The sequence below is a fragment of the Gemmiger formicilis genome, from assembly GCF_016901605.1.
Lineage (GTDB): Bacteria > Bacillota > Clostridia > Oscillospirales > Ruminococcaceae > Gemmiger > Gemmiger formicilis_B.
Genome location: NZ_JACJKP010000046.1, coordinates 1 through 16645, shown reverse-complemented (window position 1 = coordinate 16645; position 16645 = coordinate 1). Strand labels below are relative to the sequence as shown.

The window sequence follows — 16645 nt, the reverse complement described above, 5'->3', positions numbered from 1 at the left end:
TCAGGCGTTTGGACTGGTTCAGAATGGCCTTTTCCAGGGTGTTGCGGGCCATGCGTCCGTTGCCGTTGGTGGCGGCATTCTCAGCCTGTTTCCGGTCAAACCAGGTGGTCAGGGGCATGCGGCAGCTTTCGTCCAGAAGATACCCCTTGCTTTTGGCCAGGGAAAGGGTGATGCGGTACAGTTCCTCACCGCTGTAATCCGGGAATTCGATCTGGTTGGGAAAGCGGCTGGCCAACCCGGAGTTGGCGCCCAAAAACTGCTGCATTTCCCGTGTGTAGCCGGCCAGAATCACCACCAGATCGTTGCGGTGATCTTCAATGCCTTTTACCAGGGTATCGATGGCTTCCAGACCGAAACTGTCCTCTGCGCCGTGGTAAAGGCTGTACGCTTCGTCAATAAACAACACGCCGCCCAATGCGCTTTGAATCACGGCGTTGGTCAGCGGCGCCGTATGGCCTACGTAGCGGCCCACCAGGTCAGCGCGGGAAACTTCCACCAGCTGGCCACCGCGCAAAGCGCCGATGGCCTTCAGGTACTTGGCCAGGATGCGGGCAATGGTGGTTTTGCCGGTACCGGGATTGCCGGTAAAAATCATGTGCATGCTTACGTCCGCTGTGGGCAGCCCCTGCGCCTTGCGGCGCTGCTGGGCCTGTACGTTCTGGGCGATATCCCGCACATACTCTTTCACGGTGTTCAGGCCCACAATGGCAGAAAGCTCTGTCTCTACCGCTTCCACATCGCCGCGGTACTGCTGGGGCAGCAAAGCCAGCAGATCAAAGGGCGCACCGGAGGCAACCGCCATCATCAGGCGGTTTTGTTCCACGGTAAGCTGTGCGGGGGTGCCGTCCGCCAGCGGCTGGTCGGTGTTCAGCACATATTCTGCCACGGCACGGCAGACGGTATCGCAGAAATCCTGCATGGCCTGCATGCCGCTGGTTTTGCCGTACTGCCCAGCCAGCAGATCCCGGACGTCGGCCCCCATGGTCAGGGCCAGACCGCACTGCTTGCGTACCCGCTGGGCCAGATCGTTCAGTTCGCGGGCAGCCACTGCACACAGGGCATCGGGGGTAAAGGGCTGGGTTCGGCAGATATCCCCGGCAATGGCATCCACGAAGCGGGCGCCAAAGGTTTCGGCCAGAGCATCCTCCCCTTTGTGAGAGAAGAATACAAAATACTTGCCGCCCGCCTGCAGTTCGCCAATGGCGCCGGGAGCCAGCGCAGTGCCTACGTCCACCAGAATTCCGCGCTGCAGCACATAACGGTTGGACAAGGCCAGCTTGCCGTCGATGGCCAGTGTGGCCAACATGTTCAGGTAACTGGAAGAGCAGCCTTCATAGTGGTCAAAGGCCAGGATTTCCGCAGGGGATTGCAGCGCCGCATACAGGTCCTGCAAAAACAGTTTTTCCTGGGCGGGGCCGGGGTAGAGCGAAAGATCCAGCGTTTCAATCTCGGTGCTGTGCAGGATGCCGCGGGCAGCCAGTTCTTCGGCCACACAGGTCAGGGTGTAGTGACGGCCGCTGCCCTCCGGGCCGCAAAGCAGCATCATGTTTCTGGCGTGGAGGGTATCCGCCGCGGTGCCCAATACAAAGGGACGGCGGAAAGCTTTGACAACGGCAGATACAAAAGCGTCCTGCCCCAACACGCGGGTTTTGACTTTTTCCGCAACGCCGGAAAAGTCTGCATGTGCCGCCGGGGTGGGGCGGGGCGTAGGCGCTGCCACCGTGCCCCCCAACAGACCATCCTGTTTGAGGGATTGGGTCAGTTCGCTGCTCATTTTGCGCACGTGTTCGGCTGTGCTGGCACCGGCTTTCTGTACGGCGTCCAGAGCGGACGAAGCCTTTTTTTGCCGGTTCTGGGCAGCGGTCAGGGCTTCCAGCTGTGCCTGCATTTCCTGCACGGCATCGTTGGCCTGTTCCACCTGTCTGGCACCGGCTGCATAGGAGCTACCGCCCATCAGGCCGCGGACCCAGGCATCATATTGATCTTCAAGACTCATGGGACTCCTCCGTGTTGGATTGCGGCATCTTTACGGTGTAAAAATCCTTGACGCTGCATCCCGCGCGTCCGCCGCCCGCACAAGCGCAGGCACAGGCGCAGCTGGATGCACAAGCACAGGCACAGCCAATGTGATGGTTGCCGCCCCCGTTGTTGCGGCGACCTACGCCGCCGCCACGGCTGGAACCGCCGCCCGGCTGGAAATTCTTGGGCGGGTCGGTGCGCCGATACCCCGCAGGAGGCGGGGCGGTACGTGCCCGGCGGATGGTATGGACCCCGTTGGTGTACCAGAACCAGTCGGCGGGGTCAATGCCGCCGCCAAAACCGCCGCCCCAGGCAGGGGAACGGCCAAAGAGGTTTTTCCAGAAGACCAGCAGAAGCACAACCGTGAAAAACAGCACCATAAAGACGTTGACGAACAGATCGCTGTAATCTTTCTGTGGGGCGCCGTAATCCTCAGCCGTCATCTCTGCGTCGGCAGCGTACCCTCCGGAGTAGGTGATGGGCACCGTCACATGGACCTTGGCGGCCTGGCCGTGGGTCAGCGGACCGAAATCCCAGGTCAGATAGTCCCCATCCACACCGGTATTATCTGCTACAAATCCCTCGGCATTCTTCCAGCGGATCTGCATGTTGCCCACGCTCAGGTCGTCGAACCAGCCGGGGGTGAAGGTAAAGTTAGCGGTGCCGTCGTCGTTGCGGGTGAACAGATGGCTCTGATGCACCGAGAAAGCAAACCGCACGTCACTGGAACCGCCGTTCTGGGCGGCCACAGCGGGAGAATAGTAGCGGTGTGCCAGCACCACTTTGGCATAGCTGCCGCCATCGTCAGAATATTGCAGGTCGGCGATGGTGTCGGTCAGCGGGGTGAGTTCATCCACATGGGAGTTGGCCAATCCGATCTTGACCCAGGAAAGATATTCCGTGGCATCTCCGGCCAGAACCTGCCAGTCAATGTCGTAGGTGATATCGGCGGAACCGTCCTCCCGCAGATCCACTGTTACCACATAACTGCGGATGTAATCCATATCGCCTTCTTCGGCGTAAGGGGCCAGCTCATTATCGGCAGCGCAGACAGATAATGCCGTCAGCACACAGCCCAGCAAGGCAGCCAGCCACAAAACGGCGCGGCGTAAATTCCGTGAACGCATCATTGACAGCCCTCCTGCATGGGTGTTTCGCCCAGTTGGCAGCGCCGTTCCATGGCAGCGCTGGTGTTGCGGATGGAGCGGCATTCCGCGCTGTTCCAGATACGATGCCAGGGGGTACGCAGCAGATTGCCAAGCCCCGGTCCCGACAGCCAGCTCTGGCAGGGCAGCACGGTCCCGTCGGGGCCGACCGCCATGTTGGAAAGGCAGGCGCCGCAGCTGGGGATCTGGGTAAAGCCCAGTTCCCGCAAAGTTTCTTCGGGCAGCCAGCCGGGACTGGTAAAGTTGATCTCCAACCCGTGGGCGGCTGCGTATTCCATAGCGGGGCGCAATACGGCCACCAGTTCCTCCGGGGAAAGACGCTCGGCGCGGCTGGCTTCGGTAACGGCGTTGCCGGCAGGGATCAGACCACTGCAGGTCAAATACCGTACGCCCAGGGATTCCGCCAGCTGTACGGTGGCCAGGTAATCCCGGTTCAGACTGCACAGGGGGGTATTGATGCTCACATTCAGCCCGGCGGCCACGGCGTTCTTGATGCCGCCCAGGGTGTCGGTGTAGCCGTCCACCCCCACCAATGCGTTATGCACGTCGGCGTCGGCGGAATAGAAGGTGATCTGAACAGCGTCCAGACTGGCGTTTTTCAGGTCCTTGCACATGGCGCTGGTCAGCATGCGGCCGTTGGTGTTCAGCCGCGTGACAAACCATTGCGCCGCCTGTACCAGTTTGATCAGGTCATTGCGCAGGGTGGGTTCGCCGCCGGTAAAGGTCAGCTGGGGAATCCCCGCGCTGCGGCATTTTTCAATCACCGCCAGCCATTGGTCGGTATCCAGCTCCGGTGCAGCGCCCAGGGGCTGGTTGGCTGCATAGCAGTGCAGGCATTTCTGGTTGCAGTGCCAGGTGCCGTCCTTCATCATGGAACTGATCATCAGGTCCATGCGGTGGGGGGCATTCATGCGAGGGGCATAGTCGCCCAGATGCAGCGGTTGAACATGCAGCGGCGGGGTTTGGCCCCGTGCTACGGCGCACAGGCAATCCAGCAGCAGCTGCAGGTCGGACTCGATCTGCAGCGGCGGGGTGCGGCGGTAGATTTTGTGGGTGGCGGCCACTGCCTGCGCCGTTACGGCGGACCATTCGGCAGGAGTCATTTCCTTGCCGCTGTGGGGCTGCAAGGCCTCGATCAGGTTGGTCAGCAGGATGGCCCAGCTGATTTGCAGGGGCAGAATGTCCTGCCCGTTCAGGATGGCCACAAACGGGGTGTCGCGGTCGGGCTTGTGGCAGGGAATCAGATGAATGCGCACAACGCCGGGGCCGTCCGGGTCCAAAGTGACATGCCGCACACGGGAAAGATGCCCGTGCAGAAAGGCGTGTTCCGCATAGGTCAAATATTTCATCGGGGATAATTCCTCCGCAGATTACAGAATGGTTAAATTATGAAAAGTATACCATAAACCGATACCGAATACAACCGCAGACAAAAAAGCAGCCCGCCGAAAATCCGGCAGGCTGTTTGGGTAAGATTGCAGAATCAGATGGAGCGGAACCCTTTGCCCACGATCTCGCTGCTGTTGACAATGGTGATGAAGGCATGGGGATCGTTGCGCCGTACAAAGCGGCGCAGATGCTGTGCCTGGGCACGGGTCAGCACCGTCATCAGTACCCACTTTTCTTCGTGGGTGTAGGCACCCTGGGCCCGTTCTTCGGTGGCGGAACGGTTCAGTTCCTTTACGATAAAATCACGGACCGGGCCGGGGTTGCTGGTGACCACGGTGCAGACTTTGCGCAGGTTGATGCTTTCAATGGCGCTGTCTACCACGGTGGTTTTGAGCACCATACCCAGGATGCAGTACAGGCCGGTGGCCGGTCCGTACAGGTAAGCGCCGATCAGCACAATGGCCAGATCGCTGATAAGCAGGGCACGGCCGATCTCCAGGCTGGTGTATTTGTGCAGGATCATGGCCACGATGTCGGTGCCGCCGGTGGAAGCGCCGATATTGAAAACAATGGCGCTGCCCACGGCGGGCAGAATCACGGCGTAGCACAGTTCCAGAAATACATCATGGGTCAGCGGTGCGGTCAGGGGCCAGATCTTTTCGCAAAGGCTGACGAAAAAAGACAGGGCAAAGGAAGAGTAGATGGTCCACCCCATAGAACGCAGCCCCAGAAACGCAAAGCCCAACAGGACCAGAGCCGCATTGACGATCCACATAAAAAAGCCGACGTTCCATTTGGGGAACAGGGTGGACAAAATAATGGATAAACCCGAAGTACCGCCAAAAGCGAAGTGGTTGGGGGTCTTGAAGAGGGCAATGCCCAAAGCGGTGGCAAACAGGCCTGCATTCAGCAGTGCAAAAAACTTGGTGTCCTCCAGCAGCTCTTTTTTGGTGGCATGTTTCCGCAAGAAATTCAACATAGGCGATTTTCCTTTTCCTCACACAGGCCGCAAGCCGTCAGAATGTCAGGTTGCCGAACTCCGAAAGCTGCAGGCCTTCGTTATGCTGCTCGGCCCAGTTGATGCTCCAGGAACTGCCGAACAGCAGCAGGTGGTTGCCCTTCAGGTCCTCGATGGGACGGGTGTCGCTGGTCAGGTCCAGATGCTTGGGGTCCAGCTCGTCCGGATCATTCTGAATCCAGCGCAGGTATTCGTAGGGCAGCTGCTGCATCCGGATGTCTACGTTGTATTCGTTTTTCAGGCGGTATTCCAGCACTTCCAGCTGCAGTACGCCCACCACGCCCACAATGACTTCCTCCATGCCGGAGCCCAGGTCGCGGAAAATCTGAATGGCGCCCTCCTGGGCAATCTGTTCCATGCCTTTGACGAACTGTTTGCGCTTCATGGTGTCCACCTGGGTCACACGGGCAAAATGTTCCGGTGCAAAGGTGGGGATGCCTGCAAACTGCACATGGGGCTTGCCGGTACAGAGGGTATCGCCGATGGAGAAGATGCCCGGGTCAAACAGGCCGATGATATCGCCCGCGTAGGCTTCGCTGACGATGGCACGGTCATCGGCCATCAGGCTGGTGCCGGTGGCCAGTTTGATGTTTTTGCCTTCCTGCACATGGAAGGCGTCCATACCGCGCTCGAACTTGCCGCTACAGATGCGCAGGAAGGCGATGCGGTCCCGGTGGTTCTTGTTCATGTTGGCCTGGATCTTGAACACAAAGCCGGAGAAGTTCTCGCTGCAGGGGTCCACTGTTTCGCCGGTCAGGGAATCCTTGCGGGGCAGCGGGGTGGGGGTCAGGCGCAGGAACTCTTTCAGGAAGGGTTCCACACCAAAGTTGGTCAGGGCGGAACCGAAGAACACCGGCGACAGGGTGCCGTGATGCACCGCATCCAGGTCGAACTCTTCGGCAGCGCCGTCCAGCAGTTCAATATCCTCGGCCAGTTTCTGGTGGTTTTCGGCACCGATCAGTTCGTCCAGCTTGGAATCGCCCAGTTCGGCTTCGATCTCGTCCACCATCTTCACGCCGTTGGCGCGGCCATCGCTCTCAAAGGCCAGTACCCGGTGGGAACCGCGGTCAAACACGCCCTTGAATCCCTTGCCGCAGCCGATGGGCCAGTTCATGGGATAGGTCTTGATGCCCAGGATCTCTTCGATGTTGTCCATCAGTTCAAAAGGATCGCGGGCTTCACGGTCCATCTTGTTGATGAAGGTGAAAATAGGAATGTGGCGCAGCGTGCAGACTTTGAACAGTTTGATGGTCTGCGCCTCCACGCCCTTGGCGGCGTCGATGACCATGACGGCGGAATCCGCGGCCATCAGGGTGCGGTAGGTATCTTCACTGAAGTCCTGGTGACCGGGGGTGTCCAGAATGTTGATGCACTTGCCCTGGTAGTTGAACTGCAGCACCGACGAAGTGACGGAAATACCGCGCTGCTTTTCAATGTCCATCCAGTCGGACACCGCATGTTTGGCGCTCTGCTTGCCTTTGACAGAACCGGCTGTCTGAATGGCGCCCCCGTACAGCAGCAATTTTTCGGTCAGGGTGGTTTTACCGGCGTCCGGGTGCGAGATGATCGCAAAGGTTCGCCGGCTTTCAATTTGTTCGCGCAATGATGCCATGAAAGATGACTCCTTAACTTTTACATACATGTGACGGATGTTCCATAAAGCAATGTCACATCGGGGCACACTCCTCTACAATACTAACGTACCTTATCATACATGGTTTTGGGTGGAATTGCAACGGGAAATTTCGCGTGGTATAATCAAACCAACACTTGTTTTTACAGGGAGGAACGCTCATGCAACCGTTGCAACTGGCTGTTTTGTCCACCAGCCGTATCGTGGATGAGTTTTTGCAGCATCTGTCCGATATGCCGGAAATTTCGGTACAGGCGCTGTGCTGCCGCCCGCAAAGCGGCGAAAAGGCCCGTGACTGGGCTCAACGGTACGGTATCCCCGCCGTGTATACCGACGAGGAAACCTGCTACCGGACAGGCGGTTTTGATGCGGTGTATATCGGCACTGCCAACCATCTGCACTACAGCGCCGCCAAACGAGCGCTGGCGGCGGGGTATCACGTCATTCTGGAAAAGCCCTTTACCGGCACGGCTGCCGAAGCCCGGGAACTTTACGCCCTGGCCGATGAAAAAGGCGTCATGCTGCTGGAAGCCATTACCACGTATTATCTGCCGCAGTATGCCTTTTTGAAGGCGGAACTGCCCAAAATCGGCCCGGTGCGGGGTGCCATGGCCAGTTTCTGTGCCCGCAGCCGCCGGTATGATGATTTCCTGCAGGGAATCTGGAATACCACCTTTGACCCGGCCTGTCAGGGCGGTGCGCTCAATGATATGAACGTGTATAATCTGCACCTGCTGACGGGCCTGCTGGGGGTGCCCAAGCGGGCGGAATACCGCCCCAGCCGCGCGGAAAACGGCATCGACACCGCCGGCACGGTGCTGCTGGATTACGGGGATGTTACCGCGGCGGCGCTGGCGGCCAAAGACAGCGAAGGCATCAACGGCATGGTGCTGCAAGGTCCCGGCGGGCGCCTGGTAGTGGAAGGCGGCACCAACGCGCTGCCCGTTGTGTACAGCGTGGCGGGCGGCGTGCGCGGCGGCGGTACCCGGACCGATGGCCCGCAAACGAACCGCCACCGGATGGCATACGAGTTTGCGGAGTTTGCCCGCATCATCCGGGAAGGGGATACCGCAGCCGAACAGGCAGCCCGTGCCCGCACCCTGGCGGTCATGGACCTGCTGGATACGCTGCATAATGGGTGATTTCATCCGCCGGTATGTATAAATTTCTTTCCTGCGTCCCACACTAGAGGCATACACAAAATTTGCCGTAAAGGACGGGGAACGATGAACCACATCAAATCATTTTTCAAGGAGAAGGGCCTTTACCTGTTCTGTCTGGCGCTGGTGTTTGCCGCTACGGCGGCAGGCATACTGGCGCTGCGCAGCGTCGTGAACAACATGTCGGAGCTGACACAGCTCCGCAAAGATGCGTTGCAGGAGGACAGCACATGGACGCAGCCCGATACTACCGTAAACAAACCGGCTACCGATGTGCCGGAACCTACAGCCGCACCCTCGCAAACGCCGTCTGCTTCCTCCTCGTCATCTGGGGCGCAGTCGGAGTCTGCCGCTGCATCGGCCAAACCTGGCGCCGCTGCCGCGCCGTCCGCGCAGCCTGCCGCCTCTTCTGCCTTCTGGCAGCAGGAACCGCTGACCGCTTTCAGTGGTGAAGAACTGGTGTATAACGAAACCATGGGGGACTGGCGCACCCATAACGGTGCCGACTATGCTGCCAAAGCTGGTTCGGAGGTGACCCCTGCGGTCGGTGGTACCGTTACGGCGGTCACCGAAGATGCCCTGTGGGGCACGGTGGTGGAAATCACCGATGAAAACGAGGTGCTCTGGCGGTATTGCGGGCTGACGGAACCTGCCGTGCAGCCCGGGGAAGGTGTGACTGCCGCCACCACCTTGGGCAAGGTGGGGCAGCTTCCGGCCGAAAGCAAGACAGAAGCCCATATCCACCTGGAATGTCTGAAAGAAAATGCCTACCAGGACCCCGAAAGCCTGAAGTAACCGAAACAAAAAGCCCCTTCCGCTTTATCCGCGGAAGGGGCTTTTATCATTATCGGTAAGATTTTACATTCAGCATACGGGTGGCGTTCAGCACCGCCAGCACCATGACGCCTACATCGGCGAAAACGGCCCACCACATGTTGGCCACGCCCACAGCACTCAGGAGCAGGCAGAGGAACTTGACGCCCAGTGCAAATACAATGTTCTGGTACACAATGGCCATGCATTTGCGGGCAATGCGCATGGCAAGACCGATCTTGGCCGGGTCATCGTCCATCAGCACCACGTCGGCGGCTTCAATGGCGGCGTCGCTGCCCAGGGCGCCCATGGCAATGCCGATGTCTGCACGCATCAGCACGGGTGCATCATTGATGCCGTCCCCTGCAAATACCAGCATTTTATCGGCGGGTTTCTGGGTAAGCAGCGTTTCCACCTGCTGCACTTTGTCGGCAGGCAGCAGGCCGGCGTGTACTTCGTCAATGCCCAGTTCCTTGGCTACTTTGTCGGCTACGGTGGGGCTGTCACCGGTAAGCATGACGGTACGTACACCCTGCTGCCGCAGATCTTTCATGGCGGCAGCGGCGGTGGGTTTCTCCTCGTCGGAAATCAGCAGGGAGCCCAGGAACTGACCGTCCCGGGCGACATAGACGATGCTGCCGGCTCCGTCGTCCGGAGTGTAGGCGATGTGGTTGGCATCCATCAGGCGGGCGTTGCCTGCCAGTACCACCCGGTCGTCCACCAGGGTGCGCACACCCTGCCCGGCAATCTCCTGGGCATCGGCGGCGCGGCGGGTATCGATATCGGGGCAGGCTTCCCGCAGGCTTTTGCTGATGGGATGGCTGGAAAAACGTTCCGCCAGGGCGGCGGTTTCCAGCAGGTCCTCCCGGCTGGTTCCTTCGGCAGGGGAAACCCGGGTTACTTCAAAGACGCCCCGCGTCAGAGTGCCGGTTTTGTCAAAAGCTGCCACACCGGTATGGGCCAGGGCTTCCAGATAGTTGCCGCCCTTTACCAGAATACCGCAGCGGGAGGCCCCGCCAATGCCGCCGAAGAAAGTCAGCGGAATGGAGATGACCAGCGCACAGGGGCAGCTGATGACCAGGAAGGTCAGAGCGCGCAGCACCCAGACGGTCCATCCGCCGCCCAGGATCAGGGGCGGCAGCACGGCCAGAACCAGAGCTGCCAGACAGACGGTCGGCGTGTACCAATGAGCAAATTTGGTGATGAAGTTTTCCACTTTGGCCTTTTTCAGGCTGGAATTTTCCACCAGGTCCAGAATCTTGGCCACGGTGGATTCGCCGTACAGCCGGGTGGTAGCAATGCGCAGCAGGCCGTCCTCGTTGACGCAGCCGCTGATCACTTCATCCCCGGGACGTACGCTGCGGGGACGGCTTTCGCCTGTCAGGGCCGCGGTATTCAGGGTGCTTTCGCCGCTCAGCACTTTGCCGTCGATAGGGATTTTTTCGCCCGGCCGCACCACGATGACCGAACCGACGGTTACTTCGTCGGGGTCTACCACTTCCAGGCTTCCGTCAGGCTGCTCCAGATTGGCGCTGTCGGGCCGGATGTCCATCAGTTCGCTGATGCTGCGGCGGCTTTTGCCCACCGCGTAACTTTGGAACAGTTCGCCCACCTGGTAAAACAGCATAACAGCCACGCCCTCGGCGTATTCCCCGCAGCCCATAGCGCCCACGGTGGCCACCGCCATCAGGAAGTTTTCGTCAAATACTTCGCCGTTCTTGATACCCAGCAAGGCCTTGCGCAGCACATCATAGCCGATGACCAGGTAGGGAATCAGCCACAAAATCAGCTGCCCGTACCAGGGCAGGGCAACAAACTGCAGCACCAAAACGGCGCACAAAGTCAGTGCCGCGGCCAAAAGGATGCGCCGCAGCATCTTTTTCTGCTTTTTTGTCATGAAAAGATTCCTCCGTCCGGCAGAAAAATCCGCGCTGTGTTACAGCTCGATCTCAAAATCCGGTTCGATCTTCTTGGCGGTGCGTACAGCCTGCTGCAAAATCTCGTCAAAGCGTGCATCGTCGGCATCCAGCAGCATTTTCTGGGTCATAAAGCTAACGCTGGCCCGGTTCACGCCGGGCAGTGCCTTGACGGCGGTTTCGATCTTGGCGGCACAGTTGGCGCAATCCACTTCAATTTTGAATTTCTTCTGCATAACAAACACCCTCGCTTCAAAATAAAATTATTCTTCTACGTGTTCCATACCCAGTGCGATCATACTGCGCACATGGTCGTCGTCCAAGGAGTAATACATTGCTTTGCCCTCGCGCCGGAACTTTACCAGCTTGCTGGCTTTCAGCAGCCGCAGCTGGTGGCTGACCGCACTCTGGGACAAACCCACCACTTGGGCAATGTCGTTGACGCAGAGTTCGCTCTCAAACAGTGCGTACAGAATCTTGATCCGGGTAGTATCGCCGAATACGCGGAACAGTTCCGCCAGATCATAGAGCACTTCGTCGTTGGGCAAATCATCCTGCAGCTTTTGCAGGGTCTGTTCGTCCAGCAACTGCCCGTCAACGCTCAAGGGAATTTCGGGTTGCGCCATGAAGAACATCCTTTCATATGATTATTTGTTCATATGATACACCTGATGCACTCACCTGTCAAGAGAAAAAAACAAAAAATCCCCGCATTGCTGCGGGGATCGTTGCAGGGATAAAAATTTCGCTTTTACATCGGCCCGGCGGGGTCGTCAGGTTACTGGGGCGGCACAAATCCAGGTTCGCCGGGCAGAATCACGCCGCTGGCCTGCAGCATTTTGCGGAATTCCTCATCCGGCATTTCAAAAATCACTTCCCGGATCATGGTCGGTTCGTGCACCAGAATTTTCCAGGGGGCACCGTCCGGCTGCTGCAGGAACAGAATACCGGAAACACTGCCCAACCCCTGAACTCCTTCGTCTGCCCAAAAGGCGGGGGAGGGAGTTACATAATAGTGGTCCACCATGCGCCCGGCGTCAAAGTCGTGCTCGATGGTGGCAGGGACTTCTCCCTCGGCCTGTTCCGATTTGTACTGCAGATGCAGGTTGGTAAAATCCGCGGCAGTCATGGGCCGGTCCTCCTTGTAAAAGTGTTGGAATCAGACGCGCAGGCTGGCGCCTTCGCCGTCGTTGGTGCCCTCGTCGAATTCATAGTCATTGCCGGGCAGAATGGCGTTCAGCAGAATGCCCGCGATGGCGGCAATGGCCAGACCGGACAGGTTGATGGTCAGACCGGCGACGGCAAAGGTGATGCCGCCCACCGAGTTGAAGCCCAGGGCGCAGACCAGGATGACGGCGGCGATGATGAGATTGCGGGAGTTGGTGAAGTCCACCTTGTTCTCGACCACGTTGCGCACACCGATGGCGGAGATCATGCCGTACAGCACAAAGCTGATACCGCCCACGATGCCGGAGGGAATGGTGTTGATGATGGCCTCAAACTTGGGGCAGAAGCTCAGGATCATGGCAAAAACGGCTGCAATCCGGATGACCAGCGGATCGTAGATCTTGGTCAGAGCCAGCACGCCGGTGTTTTCGCCGTAGGTGGTGTTGGCGGGGCCGCCCAGCAGACCGGCCATGGTGGTGGCCAGGCCGTCGCCCAGCAGGGTGCGGTTCAGGCCCGGGTCACGGATGTAGTTCTTGCCGGTGGTGGCGCTGATGGCTGCCACGTCGCCGATGTGTTCCATCATGGTGGCAAGCGCGATGGGGACAATGGTGAACAGGGCGCTGATGAAAGTCTCGCTGCCGTCGATGGCAAACAGGCCCATTTCGGCCTTATGCAGCGGTACGCCGAACCAGCTGGCTGCGCCGATGGCCGCAAAATCCACGGCGCCGGTGACCAGGGCCACCGCGTAGGAAACCAGAACACCGATGAGGATGGGCAGGATCTTGATCATGCCCTTGCCCCAGATGTTGCAGATGATAACGGTGGCCAGGGCTACGAAAGCCAGCAGCCAGTTGCTCTGGCAGTTGCTGATGGCGCTGGGGGCCAGAATCAGGCCGATGGAGATAATGATGGGGCCGGTGACCACCGGGGGGAAGAACTTCATCATGCGGCGGATACCGAATGCCGAGATGAGGAAGCTGAACAGTACGTATACCAGACCGGAGAAGGCCACGGCCGCGCAGGCATAGGGCAGGTTCTCCGGGTTGGCGCCGCCATTGGTCACAATGGTAAAGCCGCCCAGGTAAGCAAAGCTGGAACCCAGGAATGCGGGAACCTTACCCTTGCACAAAAAGTGGAACAGCAAGGTGCCCAGGCCGGCACACAACAGCGTGGTGCTCACGCTCAGGCCGGTCAGCAGCGGTACCAGCACGGTAGCGCCGAACATTGCGAACATGTGCTGTGCGCCCAGAATCAACAGTTTGGGTGTGCCCAGTTCGCGGGCATTGTAAATGCCCTTGGAATAATCAATCGTTTTTTCGCTCATGATCGTCCTCCTGTAATTCAATTGTCCTGCCGCAAAAAAGGAAGCTGACACAAACGCCGCTTCCCTGTTTACGGTTCCCAGTATACCGGGTTTGCTGCCAAAACGCAAGGCTGTGCAGAAAAAACACAGCGGCTTGCAAATCCAAAAGGGGACAGGTATAATACTTTATTAGAAAAAAGCAACTAAAGGGGCGTTTACAGATGTTGGAACCGGGGATCAAAGGGCACGCGGCCCTGCGCGTTACCACCGAGAACACCGCCGAGGCACTGGGCAGCGGAGAACTGCCGGTGCTGGCTACCCCGGCCGTGGCGGCCTTGATCGAAAAAGCCTGCTGGAAGTCCGTGGCACAGGAACTGGATATGGGGACCGGGACCGTGGGGACCAGCCTTTCGCTGGCGCATACGGCACCTACCCCCATTGGCATGGTGGTGCACTGTGACTGCGAGCTAACGGCGGTGGAAGACCGCAGGCTGACTTTTACGGCGCGGGTGTATGATGATGTAAGCCAGGTGGCCCATGCCACTCATGAGCGCTACATTGTGGATAACGACCGCTTTACACAGAAAGCATCGGCCAAACTGACAGCGGAATAAACGGGACGGCCCCGCTTTACTGCGGGGCCGTCCTTTCGGGTCAGTAGGGACTGTCCTCCCGCCAGTGGGCCAGGCGGTGCACGGTTTCATCACTTTCCACCCAGCCCTGTTCCGGGTCGGCGGTGGCGTCAGGGGCATAGTGCTGCATAACGCCGGGTACCTGGCCGCGCAGGTAGGCTTTGGCCTGCTTCTGGCGGCAGGGGACGGTATGCTCCAGAAGATTTTCTTTTTCGTTTGGGGTCAACGGTTCGTTCACGCGGGCTCCCTCCCTTCCTGCCTAGCTTGCCCCGCCGGGGCGCTACCCAATCCAGCCAAATTGTGGTATAATACCCGCAGGTTGCGGTTGTTATATGTTTTTTATGCGGGCCTTGCCGCTTTGGCAACCGGCCGCGCTACCATTTTATTCCAAAGGAGCTTTGCCAACCATGGAAGTCAAGATCAATCAGGTCATTCTGCATCTTCTGGACCCCGGGGCGTCGGAACCGCTTCTCTCCGACCGCCCCATGGACGTGGACGCAGACCTGTACGAATATTTTTCCGCCATTCTGGAAAAAGCCTTTGTCAGCGACGAGGTGAAGAACTGCCGGTTCCTGCCGGATTCCGCCTTTGCGCAGGAAATGGCCCAGAATCAGGATTTTGTGGATCTGTCCCGCCGGATTGCCGGTGTCATTTTTGAACAGATGCTGCAGTACCCTGCCATTCCCGCCGGTGACCTGGCGGTGGTGGAGTTCGCCGGGGATGGTGTGCCCTACTACGGCGTGCTCAAACTGAACTACCGCCCCGGTTACACCCATCATACCGAAACCATGGGCAACGGCCGGTTCAGCAGCATGGTGCCCCAGCGTACCCTGCTGCCCGGCACCCCCAAGGCCGACGAAGCGGCGCTGATCGACCGGGCCAACGGCACTGTGCGGTTGATCGAGAAAAAGTTCAACCTGGACGAAAAGAAAGATTTCTATCTCTCCACCCGGGTGTTTGGCTGTACCGAAGCCATGCAGGAAAAAGCCAAGCTGAAGGCCGTCTGCGAAACGGCGGTGGCGGCTGTGAAAGAAGCGTATCCCGAACCGGAGGAACTGGACGATGTGCCGCCCTTTGACGGCGGTACTGAGACCGCTGTGGAACTGATGGTCCGCAACCAGGCGGTGGACAACACCATCTCGGTGGAAGATGTGCGCACCCGTATGCGGGAAAGTTATCCGCTGGCCGCCCCGAAATTTGAAGCCGCCCTGGCCGAGACCGGCGTGCTGGAAAATGACCGGGTGACGGTGAGTCCCGCACGAATCAAAAAGCTGGAAAGCCGCAGCTTCAAAACAGAATCCGGCATCGAAATCAAAATCCCTGCCGAGCTGTGCAATTCCGACGATGCCGTTGAGTTTATTCATTCGGCAACCGGCGGATTGAGCCTGCTGATCAAAGACGTACTGGTGTAATCTGTACCGCCCGCCCATGCCGGCGGGCGGTTTTGTATTGGGAAAGGAGTCTGCCATGGAATGGAAGGACGGACATACCCGCTGCCGTTGGGCGAATCCCGACAATCCCCGGTATCTGGCCTATCACGATCATGAATGGGGCGTACCGGTACATGAGGACCGCAAGCTTTTTGAAATGTTGATCCTGGAAGGATTCCAGGCAGGGCTTTCCTGGGAGTGTGTGCTCAATAAAAGGGAAGCATTCCGGCAGGCTTTCGATGACTTTGACTGGGAAAAAGTGGCGGTCTATGAAGCGGAAAAATGTGCAGCCCTGGCCCAAGATCCGGGCATCATCCGCAACCGGCGCAAGATTGCGGCGGCGGTGGGCAATGCCCGGGTGTTTGCGGCTATCCGTGAAGAATACGGCAGTTTTGATGCCTATCTCTGGCACTGGACCGATGGCCGGACCATCTGTGAGACCGGCCGGGCAACATCGCCCCTTTCGGATGCGATTTCGGCGGATCTCCAAAAGCGCGGCATGAAATTTGTGGGTTCGACGATCGTGTATGCCTATCTGCAGGCGGTGGGCGTGCTGTGGAGCCATGAGCCGGGCTGCTTTTTACAGGAACCGTCCAGCCAAAATCCGTGAAGCGAACCATATAAATGTTGGCGATTTTTCCGTCTTTCCGCACAGGAAATTGTGTGGTACAATATTTTTGTATGCAGAATTGAAAAAAGCAACGGACTGACAACGAAGGGGAATGCCAAATGTTTGAAAGTCATCTGTTTGCCCGTTGCACGGCACACCACGCCGTGCTGTATTGGGATAAACCTGCCGCAGCCGGCGCGCAGGCAGAATATACCGTTTATTTGAACAACGAACCGGTGGGCACGGCCGACCGTACCCACTATACGCTGGAAAATCTGGAACCCCAGACGGAGTACCGTGTGGATGTGGTCTTTGACAACCAGCCCGTGGGTGCCTGTATGCTGCGCACTGGTGCCGAAAAACAGCGTATCAACGTGACTGAAGCGCCC

General features: G+C 58.6%; 17 protein-coding genes. 6 read left to right on the top strand and 11 right to left on the bottom strand.

Features of this window, described 5'->3' with window-relative positions:
• From H6B10_RS05460 to H6B10_RS05440, 5 genes are all read right to left on the bottom strand, one after another.
• A partial coding sequence (locus tag H6B10_RS05460) for an AAA family ATPase (RefSeq protein WP_204650525.1) occupies positions 1-1996 on the bottom strand: 1996 nt, incomplete at its 3' end.
• The gene (locus H6B10_RS05455) at positions 1986-3149 is read right to left on the bottom strand and encodes a hypothetical protein (protein ID WP_204650527.1); all 1164 of its coding nucleotides are present in this window, start codon (positions 3147-3149) and stop codon (positions 1986-1988) included. The genes H6B10_RS05455 and H6B10_RS05460, both read right to left, overlap by 11 nt.
• Positions 3146-4534, bottom strand: a complete 1389-nt coding sequence (locus H6B10_RS05450) for a radical SAM protein (protein WP_204650524.1) — start codon at positions 4532-4534, stop codon at positions 3146-3148. Before H6B10_RS05450 ends, H6B10_RS05455 begins: the two co-directional genes overlap by 4 nt.
• A 134-nt stretch (positions 4535-4668) precedes the next feature.
• Positions 4669-5553 carry a YitT family protein gene (locus H6B10_RS05445; protein ID WP_204650523.1) on the bottom strand — a complete coding sequence of 295 codons (885 nt, stop codon included), beginning with the start codon at positions 5551-5553 and terminating at the stop codon, positions 4669-4671.
• 37 nt (positions 5554-5590) lie between these two features.
• Positions 5591-7204: a peptide chain release factor 3 gene (locus H6B10_RS05440; RefSeq protein ID WP_204650522.1), complete on the bottom strand. Its 1614-nt coding sequence runs from the start codon at positions 7202-7204 to the stop codon at positions 5591-5593.
• Positions 7205-7386: 182 nt separating this feature from the next.
• On the opposite strand from H6B10_RS05440, the gene H6B10_RS05435 reads away from it, so the two are divergent.
• Positions 7387-8367, top strand: coding sequence for a Gfo/Idh/MocA family protein (locus H6B10_RS05435; RefSeq protein ID WP_204650521.1), 981 nt, complete (start codon positions 7387-7389; stop codon positions 8365-8367).
• 84 nt (positions 8368-8451) lie between these two features.
• Positions 8452-9180 (top strand): M23 family metallopeptidase, encoded by a 729-nt coding sequence (locus tag H6B10_RS05430; protein WP_204650519.1) that lies wholly within the window; start codon positions 8452-8454, stop codon positions 9178-9180.
• Positions 9181-9229: 49 nt separating this feature from the next.
• On the opposite strand, the gene H6B10_RS05425 is transcribed toward H6B10_RS05430, so the two are convergent.
• The 5 genes from H6B10_RS05425 to H6B10_RS05405 form a co-directional block, all read right to left on the bottom strand.
• Positions 9230-11095: a heavy metal translocating P-type ATPase gene (locus tag H6B10_RS05425; RefSeq protein WP_204650517.1), complete on the bottom strand. Its 1866-nt coding sequence runs from the start codon at positions 11093-11095 to the stop codon at positions 9230-9232.
• Between the two features lie 39 nt (positions 11096-11134).
• Complete coding sequence (locus tag H6B10_RS05420) at positions 11135-11350, bottom strand: cation transporter (protein ID WP_204650514.1); 216 nt, start codon at positions 11348-11350, stop codon at positions 11135-11137.
• A 27-nt stretch (positions 11351-11377) separates the two neighbouring features.
• Positions 11378-11740 carry an ArsR/SmtB family transcription factor gene (locus H6B10_RS05415; protein ID WP_243427267.1) on the bottom strand — a complete coding sequence of 121 codons (363 nt, stop codon included), beginning with the start codon at positions 11738-11740 and terminating at the stop codon, positions 11378-11380.
• Positions 11741-11892: 152 nt separating this feature from the next.
• Positions 11893-12243, bottom strand: coding sequence for a hypothetical protein (locus H6B10_RS05410; RefSeq protein ID WP_204650513.1), 351 nt, complete (start codon positions 12241-12243; stop codon positions 11893-11895).
• Positions 12244-12273: 30 nt separating this feature from the next.
• Entirely contained in the window at positions 12274-13605 is a 1332-nt protein-coding gene (locus H6B10_RS05405) for a uracil-xanthine permease family protein (protein WP_204650511.1), read from the bottom strand.
• Positions 13606-13805: 200 nt separating this feature from the next.
• Between H6B10_RS05405 and H6B10_RS05400 the strand changes: the two genes are divergently transcribed.
• On the top strand, positions 13806-14198 hold the full coding sequence (locus tag H6B10_RS05400) for a thioesterase family protein (RefSeq protein ID WP_204650509.1): 393 nt from the start codon (positions 13806-13808) through the stop codon (positions 14196-14198).
• Positions 14199-14238: 40 nt separating this feature from the next.
• On the opposite strand, the gene H6B10_RS05395 is transcribed toward H6B10_RS05400, so the two are convergent.
• Positions 14239-14454 (bottom strand): hypothetical protein, encoded by a 216-nt coding sequence (locus tag H6B10_RS05395; protein WP_204650507.1) that lies wholly within the window; start codon positions 14452-14454, stop codon positions 14239-14241.
• A gap of 169 nt (positions 14455-14623) precedes the next feature.
• On the opposite strand from H6B10_RS05395, the gene H6B10_RS05390 reads away from it, so the two are divergent.
• The 3 genes from H6B10_RS05390 to H6B10_RS05380 form a co-directional block, all read left to right on the top strand.
• Positions 14624-15628 (top strand): nucleoid-associated protein, encoded by a 1005-nt coding sequence (locus H6B10_RS05390; RefSeq protein WP_204650505.1) that lies wholly within the window; start codon positions 14624-14626, stop codon positions 15626-15628.
• Positions 15629-15683: 55 nt separating this feature from the next.
• Positions 15684-16256 carry a DNA-3-methyladenine glycosylase I gene (locus H6B10_RS05385; RefSeq protein WP_204650503.1) on the top strand — a complete coding sequence of 191 codons (573 nt, stop codon included), beginning with the start codon at positions 15684-15686 and terminating at the stop codon, positions 16254-16256.
• A 119-nt stretch (positions 16257-16375) separates the two neighbouring features.
• Positions 16376-16645 (top strand): fibronectin type III domain-containing protein (locus H6B10_RS05380; RefSeq protein ID WP_204650501.1); only part of this gene is annotated, 270 nt, incomplete at its 3' end.